This is a genomic window from Myroides sp. ZB35, from assembly GCF_001865835.1.
Taxonomy (GTDB): domain Bacteria; phylum Bacteroidota; class Bacteroidia; order Flavobacteriales; family Flavobacteriaceae; genus Flavobacterium; species Flavobacterium odoratimimum.
Map to the genome: position 1 here is coordinate 3,456,647 of NZ_CP017769.1, position 15,018 is coordinate 3,471,664.

Sequence of the window (15,018 nt, forward strand, 5' to 3'; positions counted from 1 at the left end):
TTTAGAACTAAGAGAAAAGCTATGAAGCAAAATCACTTTACAGTATTTAATTAGTACTAATTCTGGGTTACCCCCATCAAATAACCTATCACAATAATATAGTCTACCAAATAAGGTAAAGAACTCTTAATACTTTTTAAAGCTTTATTAATTTGATTATCTACAGTACTTTCTGATATCCCAAGTTTTAATGCGATTTCTTTATAACTCAATTTATTACTATATCGAAGAACAAATATTTGATAACACTTCTCTGGTAGTACTTCTTGAGCCTTACTATATATCATATTAACTAATTGTTCCTTAAACATTATTTCTTCTTCTCTACTTAATATTTCATTATCTACTAATACATTATATACCTCTTCTAACTGAACAGTATTAAAACTAGTTGTACTAATAGCTTTTAAACTTTTATTACGAACAGACTGTATTAAATAAGCTTTAGAATTATCGATTATCAAATTGCTGTAATTATTCCATATATTCACAAAAACATCTTGAACTATATCAGCTGATAGATCCTTATCTCTCGTAATATTACAAGAGAGATAATACAATATATCCCAATACTTATAGTAGTTAATATCAACCCATTGATCTCTTGATAGTGCCATCTTATGTCTGATTAATCGATGCTAAAGTATAGCTTGCACAACTAATAAGAATTAAATAATCATTAACAAAAAATTATATTATATAGATAATAAATTGAAAACTTCCCCCCCCTTCCCCAGTAACTCCATATCCCTAAAATATTCCTACTCACATCGCTTCTTTCAGCGAGTATTCTGCTTACAGATAAAGCCTATACTCCCTATTTTTTCCCTATCTTGCACCTATAAAACCATCCTTATGCTTCAAGGAAATATAGAGACAGCCAATTCTTCATTTATACATGTACAGATATACGATCAACAAAACATCTTTGATCATGCCAACTTTGGGCATCCCTATAGACCCACTCGTTCTTCCTTTCTATTTGTCAAAAAAGGAAAACTAAGAATAAGAGAACAGATTAATGAATTCGAAATCATAGAGAACTCTATCTTCCTTATTGATGTCAAATACGTATACGAAATCTTAGAGATAAGTCCCGATGCAGAACTGAGACTACTTAGCTATGATCGAAATTTCTTAGAAACTGCTTCTTTTAAGCTTCACCGATTAAAAGTATATAGAGATTTAAAAACACAATTACAACGCAATTTCCACATTAGCAAACAAGAACTAGAGATCTTCTGGACCAATGTAGAATCGCTGGGTTATTACCTGGAGCACTTCAAGGAGATTGAGTATGGTCAATACATTATAGAAAATTATTTTAATATCATCCTCTATCACCTAGTAAGCGTAGCCACGCCTAGAAGTGAAGATTCTATTAACCAAATGACCTCACAGCAAAAGATCACGTATAAATTCGTGATGCTAGTCTCTGATTATTACCTAGAGACTAAGTCTGTTCAGTTCTACGCAGATAAACTACAACTCTCTATTAGACATCTAAGTACAGTAGTCAAGGAAACTTCTGGAAAAACACCTATAGAGATCATCAATGAGTTTATATTTAACGAAGCTAAAGCACAGTTATCCACTACTACTTTGCCTATCAAACAATTAGCCACTAAGCTACAATTTAGTGATCAGTATGCTTTCGCTCACTTCTTTAAAAAACATCAAGGCACTAGCCCAACTCAGTATAGAAAGATGTTTAAGCTATAGAATAATACTTTTAAACATCTTTTTTGATATTCTTAATCATTTTATACCATGTACTACTGAACTAACTTTGTCGGCATAAAGTACAAATAAAATGAAAAGAAATATTCACAAATACTTTTGTGGATTAAGCTTACTACTACTCTCATATACTTCAATATATAGCCAAGTAAGCGACCAAACACTTAGTATAGAACAAGCGGTGAACTTAGCGATGCAAAATCATCAACAATTAAAAGTCACTGCTTTAAACAAAAACATTAGCCAGCAGCAAACCCAATTAATTAAACAACAACGCTTACCTAATCTTGCCTTTACTGCCAATGCTTCTTATATAGGAGACGCGCTTATATTAGATCGAGATTTCAGTAAAGTCATGACGAAAGACATGCCTCACTTTGGCAACAGTTATGCAATACAAGCATCTGAACTCCTTTATAAAGGGGGAGCGATTAATAAGAATATAGAACTCGCTGAAATAGGCGAACAGCTTGCCTCTCTAGACCTTGTACAAGATCAACAAAGCATTAAGTTCTTAGTTATTTCTAACTACCTAGATGTATATAAACTGATTCATCAAGAGCAAGTTTATCAAAACAATAAAAAGTTAGCCCAAATCCGCCTTGAGAATGTCAATCGTTACTATAAGGAAGGGATGATGACTAGAAATGAAGTAATTAGAGGAGAATTAGTTCTTCAGAATATGGATCAAGCCCTATTAAGTGTAGATAATAATCTATCGATTCTAAACTATAATTTGGCGATTGCACTAGGACTACCTACATCAACTAAAATAACACCTAATGAAGCTCTTGTACACAGACCACTAGAGGGCGATTATAACTATTATCTAGATCTAGCCTATACGCAACATCCGATGATACAAAGAGTAGAAAAAGGAGTCGAAGCGGCACAAAAAAAGATAGAGATTGCCAATACTGATAAGTATCCTGCTCTAGCTGCAGTAGGTGGGTATAACATGAGTCGTCCGATCACCACATCTAACCCTGTGATGGATATGTATTCTAACGCTTGGCAAGTAGGGGTATCTCTGACTTATAATATTGACAATTTATATAAAACACCCAAAAAAGTCAAACTAGAGAAACTACAAAAGAACAAAGCAGAAGAATCTCTTACCCTTGTACAACAACAATTAGAGATGGGAGTCAATGCAGCTTATACCAAATATGATGAGGCTATACAGAACGCTAATCTATTAAAGAAAAGTCAACAACTCGCACAGGAGAATTACAAAATCATAGAGGCTAAATACCTAAACCAATTGGCTATTCAAGCTGAAATGACAGATGCAACTAATGCAAAATTAGAAGCCGAACTTAAGTACGCTAATGCCGAAATAAACGTATTATACCAATACTACAATTTATTAAAGTCAACAGGAACACTTTAATGCCCGCAGGGCATTTAATTAAGAATTAGGAATGTTTGGCTAAGCCATAATGTATTTATATGACGCGATATAGATTGTGGTAAAATACAACGATGGTGCGGATTTGTAATCCGTGACGTGACATGCAGTACCTCCTAAAAAACAAAAAGTACAAACGACATTATATCTAAAACAAGCAATGGAAAAAAAAGAAAATACAACTACTGAACAACCAGTTCAAGCTCCAGTAGAGCAAGTTGTAGAGGATAAAGCTAAAAAAGAAAAAAAGAAGAAAACAAAGATACTCTTAGTCAACACCCTAACATTTGCGGTAATAGGAATCGCTTTCTTCTGGTTATTGACTAAATACTTTCACATCAACGATAGAGATTACACAGAATCAGCACAGGTAGAAGAGTTCATTAACCCTATTAATACCCGTGTATCTGCTTATATTAAAGAGATCAAGTTCATAGAACATCAGCAAGTCAAAAAAGGAGATACACTAGTTATCCTTGACAACAGAGAAATCTTAACGCAAGTAGAACAAGCTGAAGCTGCTTATCTAAGTGCCTTAGCTGCTAAGAAAGTAACTAACTCCTCTATTCATACAGCATCAAATAATATCGGGGTATTTAGCTCTAATATTGAAGGTGCTAAAGCAAGATTGTGGAACGCAGAACAAAACAACAAAAGATACGAGAATTTACTACAAGCTGAGGCTGTTACCCAACAACAATATGATCAAGTAAAAACAGAGTACCAAGCTGCTAAATCTGCTTATGAAAGTTTAATAAAACAACAAAACACAACCAAACTTTCAGTTTCAGAGATAGAAACACGTCTTGCCCTAAATGAAGCAGATATCAAACGCACAAAAGCGATGTTAGATATGGCTCAACTAAACCTGTCATACACAGTGATTACAGCTCCTTATGATGGGGTGATGGGACGAAGACTAATCAGTGAAGGACAACTACTCTCACCTAGCCAGCAAATTACTACTATCGTAAAAGATAATGAGAAATGGGTAACAGCTAATTTTTTAGAATCTCAAATGAACAATATTCAAATAGGTAGTATTATTGATATGACAGCTGATGCTGTAAAAGGAATACGCTTTCAAGGAAAAGTAACGGCTATCTCTGCAGCTACAGGTTCTAGATATTCTAGTATGCCTACGGATAACTCTACGGGGAACTTCGTCAAGGTACAACAGCGTATCCCTGTGCGTATCGAATTTACAGATACGAATGATATAGAAAACATCGCTAACCTTAAAGCAGGGATGAATATGAATATACAACTGGCTAACTAATTAGGAATTTTAAATTAGGAATCATAGCCCTTCGGGCTTTCTAAATATATCCTATAATTAAATTTCTAATTCTTAATAATGGAATGATTAATGTGTACACTATATTTTTAAATTCATCAAATCCGTTTTCTATGAAGAATGAAAATATAGTACAAATTAAAAGCTATGCTTTTGCTATTCGAATGGTTAATACTTATAAACATCTAACTACTACTAAGAAAGAGTTTATATTAAGCAAACAATTGCTTCGCAGCGGAACATCTATTGGTGCAAATATAGAAGAAGCTATTGGAGGTCAATCAGATAAAGATTTCTATGCTAAACTATATATTGCATATAAAGAAGCTCGTGAATCTCATTACTGGATTCGACTGTTAACTGACACAGACTATCTAACGACTAAACAGAGTACAAGCCTTTTGACTGACATAGATGAGCTGCTTAAAATTATAGGAAGCATTCTAAAAACAATCAAAGAAAAAGAAAAAATAATAAACCATACTTAGGGATGTACAACGTACACAATTCCTAATTATTAATTCTATACCATGTATAACAAAGGATTATTTCACTCTTGGGTACCAAAACCAGTCATGCTATTACTCATTGTAATCATAGCTGCTGTGTTCTGTAGTATTAGTGGAATATATACCACTAATATAACCAATATCGTGGGTAGTACGGGCTCGATGACAGAGTACTACCTATGGGCTAACTATGCCTATGCCATAGGTCTAGGTACAGTCATGCCTCTTATTGTTAGGATCAAAGCGCGATTCAGAACAAAAGAACTTCTTGTAACCTCACTCACCATGTGTGGTTTATTATATTTGGTACAATCTACCACACATCAACCCTATATCATTATAGCCTGTTCTTATCTAATAGGAGTATTTAAAATGATGGGAATGATGGAAGTAGTATTACCCCTTATGATGCTTTTAAGTGTAGGAGGCAACAGAGGGATATTTTACAGTATCTACTACTCTGCCCTATTAGTTATCACCCAATTATCAGGTTACTTTGTAGCTAAGGTAAGCTTTATATTCAGCTGGCAGATTAGCTATATGAACCTAGCGATTATGTGCTTTGGAGCAGCATTGATTTGTATTATATTTCAACACAATCAACGCTTTATGCGCAAGGTTCCTTTTATTTACATTGACTGGATTAGCATCCTTTTATTCAATGTGACATTCATGACCTTGGCCTATATCCTAGCCTTCGGAAAACAACAAGCTTGGTTTGACTCAGAGATCATAAGATATGCCTCATTAGTATTTGGTATTCTCTTATTTATTTTTGTCATCCGCCAGCAGTTGATTAGAAGACCATTCCTGCCCCTAAATGCCTTTAAGAAGAATAATGTAAGACACGGAACCATCATGCTACTGTGTTTAGGAATGTACCTTGCCACCGCTACGATACAGAATATCTTTGCTGTAGGTATATTAGGATATAATCCGATGACCAATGCCTCCCTAAATCTCTTACTGATTCCCGGGCTTATTACTGCAGCAGTTGTCTGTTATTATTGGTATAAAAACGAAATCCCTATACGCATGCTCGTCTTCTCTGGATTCTCTGCATTTCTTATGTACAGTGTGATGATGTACCTCGCTATGGCTACAGAATTCAGCTATTCGATGTGGTACTTACCCATGTTCTTTAAAGGATACGGAATGGGAGTTATCTTTGTCACCACTTGGTATTACACCTTAGATAAGTTAGACTTGGCTAGTATGTTAGGACTAATCGGATTTGCTATTCTATGGCGTACATTTATCGCTGTAGGGATGTTTAGTGCATTATACAGCTGGACGCAATACCAGTTCCAAATACAAAGTCTAAACAACTTAGCCGTATATCTAGACGATGCCATGCTATTAAGATCAGGATCGGGTATTAATCTATCCCTTGTCCAACTAAACGGGATACTCGCTGCCACCAAGACAGTATATGGATATATTAATATCGCTGGTATAGGAGTGTTGTTATATGTATTATTCCACCACTACGGTAGAATACGCACACTGAAAACTCGTGTGTATATCAATAAACTAGGTAATCTTATGATGAGCAAAAAAGATAAAGAGAGTATCGAAAATCAACTCCCTAACAATATATAGATTTGTACTTTTGAACCTCTAGTACACTGCTTCTTCTAAAGAAGAAAGAACTAGAGATTCTTTTTAATTTTAAAAAATAAAAGCGATTACAGAGTTCTCTGTAATCGCTTTTTCTGTTGTGATTGCACACCAATTATTCATAATCACGAACTCCTATATATAAAATAAGAACAACGTAAGTAAAAACGTGTACAGTACCAACTACTTTGATAAGACAGGTGTAGTCGATATCGTTGTGATTGCACACCAAATCTTTAGATTCACGAACTCCTATATTTAAAATAGAAACAACGTAAGTAAAAACGTGTACAGTACCAACTAATTGGTCGCACTGAAAAAACACTACATAGTTGTGATTGCACACCAAATCTATGTACAGTACCAACTAACCTGGATTAATACTTGTTCTTTAGACAGCTGTGATTGCACACCAAATCTTTAGATTCACGAACTCCTATATTTAAAATAGAAACAACGTAAGTAAAAACGTGTACAGTACCAACTTAGCAGATTTAGAACTAAAACTTAGAAGAGTTGTGATTGCACACCAAATCTATGTACAGTACCAACGTATTCATCGATCAGATAGAACTTGTTAATGTTGTGATTACACACCAAATACGTGTACAGTACCAACATTGGACTAAAGCAGAAGAATGGATTACTAGTTGTGATTGCACACCAAATCTATGTACAGTACCAACATTGCAAAAGACGTAATGAATACGATTAATGTTGTGATTGCACACCAAATCTATGTACAGTACCAACATTGCAAAAGACGTAATGAATACGATTAATGTTGTGATTGCACACCAAATCTATGTACAGTACCAACAATTTAAGATCATGGAATTTAGAAACGCAAGTTGTGATTGCACACCAAAAACGTGTACAGTACCAACCACAGCGTCACAGTTAGGCGCATTCAGAGTGTTGTGATTGCACACCAAAAACGTGTACAGTACCAACAGATACACTATAAGGACTTTACAAGAAGATGTTGTGATTGCACACCAAAAACGTGTACAGTACCAACCATCTTTCACTGTTGGGTGGAAGTGATCGTGTTGTGATTGCACACCAAAAACGTGTACAGTACCAACAAAGAACAAGAGGTAACCTTTGTCAATAATGTTGTGATTGCACACCAAAAACGTGTACAGTACCAACAAAATCAAATGTTTTTGATTTGTTGTCTTCGTTGTGATTGCACACCAAAAACGTTTACAGTACCAACAAAATCAAATGTTTTTGATTTGTTGTCTTCGTTGTGATTGCACACCAAAAACGTTTACAGTACCAACTTATTGAAGAAAGCTGGTCTTTGGGGTAAAGTTGTGATTGCACACCAAAAACGTGTACAGTACCAACATACTCGCTTCAGAAGAACAATTCAAGAAGGTTGTGATTGCACACCAAAAACGTGTACAGTACCAACGCATCATTATAATGATTCACTAAGTTTTTAGTTGTGATTGCACACCAAAAACGTGTACAGTACCAACGAATGCTTATGATTTATTTACTTACAAATGGTTGTGATTGCACACCAAAAACGTGTACAGTACCAACCTCTACATTTGCAGAGGTCAGATGTACTATATTTACTAGGGTGCAATGCCTTTTATACTTCTAAAAAAGGCTTATCTCTTCTTATATTATTTCTTTTAAATACTATTTTTTTCATCCTAGTTTGCATATTTCTCTTTAATAGATCTGAATATCTCCATATAATACTCAGCATAGTATTCATTATCACTAATCGATCTATAATTATTTTCACAGAAATCAAAGAACTCCTTAATCGGCAGTTGGTTGTGAGCAAACTTATTACGGATATAGATTAGACTATACAAATCTTGCTCTACTTCCCCAGCTTGTCCTAACTGTATAATCTCCTCTTTTTTAAACTTGACGTCAGTTGATAATATAAGCATCTCTCTTACATCCATACCTATAGGCAGTAAACCCTGAAGTACATATTGTTTAAAGTTCTCATTACCTGATTGTTTTAAAGACTCTTTATTCGCTACTTGATTATAGACGCTACACTCTATTTCTTGTACCTCTTTTAACAGCTCTTTACTTCTAATAGATTCATAATTATCAAGCTGACGCTCTATTACATAGAGCTTATTACTATCTACCTCATTCGATAAATAAGCACTCCAGACTATGTCTGACTGATAAGTAAGAAACTCTTTTACACGACTATCATTCTCATATTTTCTAAAGTTGCCTATATCTTTTAGTTTCACCTTATCTATACGAACCAAACCTTCGCATAATTGAAGGTCAACGACCTTGTTCCAAATATAGTTTTTATTACGCTCCTGCGTATCCTTAGCTACTTGTTTATTCACTATACGCTCCTCTTTAGTTTGATAGAGCTCATTTAAGCTTAAACGATCGTTAGATGGTAATTTCAATACTTCTTCTAACATATAATTCACCATCATCAGTGTGAATACATCATTCTTCTGCTGTTGCTTTATTTTCTTCGTTACTTTAGCTTGTTCTCTTTTATCCTCTGTTATTATCTCATAAACTTCTGTATCATAGAAGTTCTGATAGTTGCTATTCTCTTTATAATGTACGAACCAATCAGCAAAGTCTTCCTTATGCTGTTGATAGCTTTTGCCTTCTAACATCGTAGGTTTGCTATCCATAAAACCACGTTCTATAAAGAGAGGCATAGATAGGATGCGCTCTATCTGTTTATCTAAAGAAGCTACAGTGTAGTTAGACTCTTTTAAGAAAGCAAAACACTCTTTACGAACCGTTTTAAACTGTGGTGTCCCTATACTATTCTTTACTCTTGTGATGACATTCTCTATATATCCTAACCTTGCTTCTAAATACTTATTCAGAAAATCAACTAATGTTCTTGACTTCCGAACTAAATCTATTAACTCTATTGGATAGTCCTTGACCATCACCATATCACTTAGAATTAACTCCAAATCACTTTTACTTGTATCAAAATAAGCAAAGAGTTTCTGTAGTTCTGTATGTTGATATCCCTTCCATTTAGACTTAGATTCTTTGAACATAAAGCGTTTAATATCATTGGCTAACCATACTCCTATCTTTCCTTTTTCAGCATTAAATAAAAGGTGTTTCCTTTTTCTACTTTTATCAATATTAAATTTTGTACTAGATGTATAATTATAATCATCTGCTCTTTGTTTCTGTTCTAGGATTAGCTTCTCTATCTCCTCTTTATCACGAGCTAAATCTCTAGTTATCTTATCTGTATCAGTCTCTTTTAAGTCGTTATCCTTATACTTCTTTAGTATTTTAGTATCAGTATCTTTACTAAGAATCTCATTTATCTGTTTACCTATTTGGTCTATTAGCTTTGCTTCTACCTCTTCAGGAGTTTTCTTTAACTCCGCATTATCTGTTAATAAAGAGAAAAGCATTGAATGTATATCATTCATACTTAGATATGCAATAGGTTGACCAGTGAACACTAAAGGTTTTTCGCTTTTTACATTATCATTTGCTTCTATTATTTGTGTAATAATATCATATTTACTAGCCTTAGTAGCAGACCTCTCTTTAGGGTTTAATGACTTCCTAGCTTCTTCTAAAGCTGCCTTCTCTTTATATTGGGTATCTCTAAGTTTTACATAGATACCTATCTTTCCTGCATTCTTTTGTTCACCTTGATGCTGAAGAGTATGCTCTTTAGGGAAGTCATAACTCGGGTTAGGGAATAAAGTCCATTTATTATCTAACTCCTCCTTATCCTGCTCTTCTAACGAGTGAAAATAACTCGCTTTAGCACTATTTATATCTTTTAAGCGTGCAAATACTGTTACCTTCTCCTTGATTATCCTATCTGATTCTACTTTCCCTAACTGTTTCGTTCTTCTATCGTGTACATAATCTCCTAAATGTACTTGAAATCTCAACGTAGGGAAATCAAAAAACTCATCTAAGAAACGAATAGCAAAATAGTTAAACCTGTCTTCATAGCGCTTGCGAATCACTGGGTGAATTACTCTTGACAGATCATCTGTTTCTACGTCATCCTCATAGTCTTTATAATACTCATTCCAGTCCTCTATAAAACTATTTTGTTGAGTTGTTGATAAATGTTGATATACAACATTCGGCACTTTACTCAGCTCATCTATCATTTGCATCAGTAGCGTTTCTTTTACCCCTTCTTCTGATGTACGTATCTTTTGTTTTAATCCTCTATAAGTATGAAAAGAATAGATACGCTGTGTAGCCATATATTTAATGCTATTACCACTTTCTCTATCAACCTTTCCTTTAAAGCCTGTCAAATTTGCCTTTAGACTATCCATTTCTTTATTTGTCAGAAAGAAAGACAACAGATATACAATACCTTTCTCAGAGATATTTAAAGCAAAGTCAGGATCATTACTTTTATGATGGTTCTTCTCAAAATAAGCATCCGCACCTTTTGCTACTACCGTCTCTTTATCTTTATCATTAATAAATGACCAAAAAGCCTCATTATATATCGCATTGAGAATATCCTCTCTTTTATTAGCTTTAAACCTAGTATTCTTCTTCTCTATCTGCTTCTTTTTATACGCCTCAATCAGAATATCTAGTTCAGCTGCAATAGTCTCTTTTAAAAACTCTTTGGTTTTATCTGTTTTTAAATATTTATCTTTCACATGGAGCGCTGTTGACACGAATGAACTATTTAAGAAGTCCAATACCTTATTTTCTATCACTATCTCACTGTGGTGATAATGTGTGTAAAAATTACGCAACTGGTCAACTGCAGTTACTAAAGAGATAAGCATCTCTCTAAACTGTCTTATTCGTTGAGAAAGAGTAAGGTCTATGGTTCTATTTCGTTCCTTAATACTCTTCTTATCCACTGTTTCTAAAATAGGAAAATAACTTGCGAATATTGCCACACGTTTTTCAAAATCACTAATACTCAACTCATCTTTAAAAACATGAATAATATAATTCTTTAAATTACCATTATCTCGCTTAGCTAGTTTACCAAAAGTATTTCTCTTGTTTACCTCCTCAAAGACCTCATAAATATTATTAGAAGCAAGATTAAAATATCCCCCAAAGAAGTATTTATCTGCTATTTTATGAGAATAAAAACGGTTTTGCTTTTCTGTTGTAAGTATATCTTTCATATTCGTCTTTTTATTATTTATTCGTTTGGTGTACTCTATCAGCATAATAACACCCGAACACTGTTATAATCATCTTTTTTCTCAACCAATTTGCTACTGGTACAGCGATACCAATAATAACAGCAAAAAAAGCTATCTTAAAAACAATCTCACTTAAGACATCTTTTCCTACACTTGTTATCGTACTATAAACTAAAGCAATAATCAGAATTACAATAGACACGATCCCTAGAGTAAACATATTTCTAAAGAAGAAATACAAACTTTGGAAATTCTTTGCTTGTGCATTTTTGCCATTTACCTCTAAGTAATAATAAGCATAATCAAATAGGTTCTCTGCAGGTACAGCATTATTGGTATTAGCAGCTACCTCGTGTTTCTTATTGTGAAAATACTCTTGATTTAAAAAGGGAATTACTTGTTGGATATAATCATCTAGTTTGATCTCTTGGACAGACTTATAAATTATCTGGCGGTAGCTACCACTCTTTAATAAGATATTAAAAGTGATAATATGAAGTGTTACTCCTATAAGAAGAGCGAATACTAAAGCTATCAAACTATTTGATAAATCCGATAGATTAAATAGAGTACCTGTACTTAATACATTGACAGAACACCAATTTAATAAATGAAGTGCTATACCTCCAGGAATAACAAAAGAGAACAGCTCGTAAAGAGAAAGTTTATCCATAATTTGTGATTAAAACATCTCTCCCAAGGTACAGAACAAACTAGTATTTTTAAAGACAAAAAATAGCAAAAATACATATAAACAAAAGAATAAATGGCCTCATCATGATATGATACCAAATAAAAAGCTACCCTATAAATAGGATAGCTCTTTGCCTAATATCGACGACTTGGTTAGGGTTGTGCGCCTCTATAAGTTGAAAAGAAAAAAATTTTGGGTGTTTTGAACTCCGTTTTACTTATTGGCTTAAAAAAATAAAACTTCTATATTTTCTATACAACCAGAGTTTGTTGTTCCACATTTTAAATATACAACCATTTAGCAAAAAATCGCATGATATTTTTACACTACCCAAAATATTATTAAATTATAATTATTATCTGTTTTTTTTAATTGTTTTACTATGTAGTAAGTACGTTTTATTAACAATAAAACAAGAAAAAAGGAATATAGATAAGACTTATATTTACCTCTTTTGACATATTATAGCACTTTTTACAATTCAAGCCTAAAAAAACAATATCGATGGAAGACTTTTCTTTTCTAAATCTCAATAAAAACACAGTTATAGAGACACATTTTAAATCCTTATTTAGGACAACTCCTATTTTATTAAATAGTCCTAATATTCTCTTTTTTTCCTTTTTTCTCTCTGCAATTAAGACAACCCAAAAAAACAAAAAAGGGCTCCGCATACTTAAATGCGTTGCCCTAATATATATACAAAACAGGAGTTTTTATTTTTTCGCTTCTAAAAGGTATTTATAAATAAGCCCTCCTACTACTGCTCCTAGCATAGGGGCTGTAATAAACAACCAAAGTTGAGGCACATACTCTCCTCCTACGAAAATAGCTTGTGAAATAGAGCGTACAGGATTAACAGAAGTATTCGTAATCGGGATAGAAATCAAGTGAATCAACGTCAGTGCCAACCCAATAGCAATACCTGCAAACTTAGCATTGGCTCTCTTATCTATCTGTAGCTCCTAAAATAATTAGAACAAAGAAAGCTGTCAAAACAAACTCTGTGATAAAGGCAGAAGTCATACTAAACCCCATTGGAGATAAGTTTCCATAACCGTTAGCTGCGAATGCTCCTGGAGTACTGGGATCTATACAACACATCTGACTTCCCTTAAAGATTAAAAACAAAGTAGCAGCGGCGGCAATAGCCCCTAGTATTTGAGAACCGATATAAGACAAAATCTCTTTAGCTGAAAATCTCCCTCCCATATACATTCCGACAGAAACGGCTGGGTTAAAATGTCCTCCCGAAATATGTCCTACAGCATAAGCCATAGTCAAAACGGTAAGACCAAATGCCAATGACACTCCCATAAATCCTATTCCCACATCAGGAACAGCAGCTGCAAATAATGCACTACCACATCCTCCTAATACTAACCAAAAAGTCCCAAAGAACTCTGCAAAATAATTGCTCATAGCAATTTTAATATGTTTACTATTAAGACCTCTAGAATAAGCGAAGTCACATAGTGCGAACATTCTTTAACACCAATACAGAGAATATGATTTTACCTTAATATCATGTTAAAAAGAGGAGAAACAAGAACATAAAAAATTACAGATAGAATATCCCTATAATTACGTGCTCTTTTCAATTATCAACTTTATAAGACTTTAACTTTTTTACACTCCCTTTTCTCAAGGTTAAAAAGAGTATTTCTTGTCTCAAAAACAGAAATTACACAACAAAAAACAACAATTGTATAAGTGTAAAAATAAAAGTGTTTTTACGTCTGCAAAAATCATTTAAAACCTATCTATATATTTAAAAAACAAGTATCTTTGTCTCATCGTTTTGAACAATTCAGACATTAAATGAAGAAACACTTATCCATATTATTCCTATTCTTATCCTTCCTAGTGACGGCTAGCCCTATTATAGAGTGGTCTTGCACAGAGGAGGTGATGACTTGTGGTATGGAGATAAGTAATGATGGTGGTATGTCTTGTTGTGGTGGTGATATGGAGCAAGGTTCTCGCAGTATGGATATGAATATGCCATGTTGTACAGTTGCTTCACGTGTATTAGTTACCATAGCAGAGTTAAAAGTACAAACGCCAAAAGTTGTTCAAGACACAAAGGCTAAAACAGCCAATATTAAATCACAATGGTTTAACTCTAACTACTTAGAGGACTTAAAATCTATTGATTTAGTATCTGTTTCTCCCCTTTCTGTTTCTGTTTCTGGATTTAAGTATAAAGATATAGACCCCTTGTCTTATATCTGTATTTATCGTATATGATATTCTAAAAAAAGTAACTAGTTCACACCTATACCTTTAGGTCACTTTTATATTAGTTACTTCATCCACACCATTTCACTCTATTACTAGATAAGAAAGTATTATTTAAAGTACTTACCTTACTATGTACACATAGTAAGTATATAGCAACATAAATACTTAAATATTCGTTCTTAAGAAGTAATAGTACCTATCTGTGGATCAAATGATAATTACCTTTTTAGTTATCATCGCTAATTTATTTTTATCGGATTTTAGGTTTATAAATAATGTCTAAGCATATGGCATACCTATTGTTGCATAAAATAAAGGATTAGCAGATGTCATTTATTAATACAGTATAA

Annotated in this window: 9 protein-coding genes, 1 pseudogene and 1 CRISPR repeat array; of the genes and pseudogenes, 6 read left to right on the plus strand and 4 right to left on the minus strand. The window is 33.6% G+C overall.

Going from position 1 to position 15,018, the window contains the following annotated elements; translation table 11 throughout:
- Positions 1-56: 56 nt before the first annotated feature.
- Positions 57-617: a sigma-70 family RNA polymerase sigma factor gene (locus BK054_RS15385; RefSeq protein WP_071307454.1), complete on the minus strand. Its 561-nt coding sequence runs from the start codon at positions 615-617 to the stop codon at positions 57-59.
- Positions 618-855: 238 nt separating this feature from the next.
- Here BK054_RS15385 and BK054_RS15390 point away from each other — a divergent pair, with 238 nt between their 5' ends.
- The 5 genes from BK054_RS15390 to BK054_RS15410 all read left to right on the plus strand — a co-directional run bounded on the left by BK054_RS15390 (position 856) and on the right by BK054_RS15410 (position 6,559).
- Positions 856-1,722: a helix-turn-helix domain-containing protein gene (locus tag BK054_RS15390; RefSeq protein ID WP_071307455.1), complete on the plus strand. Its 867-nt coding sequence runs from the start codon at positions 856-858 to the stop codon at positions 1,720-1,722.
- A 91-nt stretch (positions 1,723-1,813) separates the two neighbouring features.
- The gene (locus BK054_RS15395; RefSeq protein WP_071307456.1) at positions 1,814-3,133 is read left to right on the plus strand and encodes a TolC family protein; all 1,320 of its coding nucleotides are present in this window, start codon (positions 1,814-1,816) and stop codon (positions 3,131-3,133) included.
- Positions 3,134-3,311: 178 nt separating this feature from the next.
- On the plus strand, positions 3,312-4,430 hold the full coding sequence (locus BK054_RS15400) for an HlyD family secretion protein (RefSeq protein WP_058699900.1): 1,119 nt from the start codon (positions 3,312-3,314) through the stop codon (positions 4,428-4,430).
- A 131-nt stretch (positions 4,431-4,561) separates the two neighbouring features.
- Entirely contained in the window at positions 4,562-4,936 is a 375-nt protein-coding gene (locus BK054_RS15405; RefSeq protein WP_036496705.1) for a four helix bundle protein, read from the plus strand.
- Between the two features lie 42 nt (positions 4,937-4,978).
- Positions 4,979-6,559 (plus strand): MFS transporter, encoded by a 1,581-nt coding sequence (locus BK054_RS15410; RefSeq protein ID WP_071307457.1) that lies wholly within the window; start codon positions 4,979-4,981, stop codon positions 6,557-6,559.
- Between the two features lie 533 nt (positions 6,560-7,092).
- Positions 7,093-8,134: a CRISPR direct-repeat array (repeat unit 37 nt; unit sequence GTTGTGATTGCACACCAAAAACGTGTACAGTACCAAC).
- Between the two features lie 116 nt (positions 8,135-8,250).
- Here the strand turns inward: BK054_RS15410 and cas13b are convergent.
- From cas13b to aqpZ, 3 genes and pseudogenes are all read right to left on the minus strand, one after another.
- The gene (gene cas13b, locus BK054_RS15415; protein WP_071307650.1) at positions 8,251-11,709 is read right to left on the minus strand and encodes a type VI-B CRISPR-associated RNA-guided ribonuclease Cas13b; all 3,459 of its coding nucleotides are present in this window, start codon (positions 11,707-11,709) and stop codon (positions 8,251-8,253) included.
- A gap of 13 nt (positions 11,710-11,722) precedes the next feature.
- Complete coding sequence (gene csx27, locus BK054_RS15420; protein WP_071307458.1) at positions 11,723-12,403, minus strand: CRISPR-associated protein Csx27; 681 nt, start codon at positions 12,401-12,403, stop codon at positions 11,723-11,725.
- Positions 12,404-13,140: 737 nt separating this feature from the next.
- Positions 13,141-13,846, minus strand: a pseudogene (gene aqpZ, locus BK054_RS15430) (aquaporin Z).
- 399 nt (positions 13,847-14,245) lie between these two features.
- Between aqpZ and BK054_RS15435 the strand changes: the two are divergent.
- Entirely contained in the window at positions 14,246-14,674 is a 429-nt protein-coding gene (locus BK054_RS15435; protein WP_006259953.1) for a hypothetical protein, read from the plus strand.
- Positions 14,675-15,018: the final 344 nt, after the last annotated feature.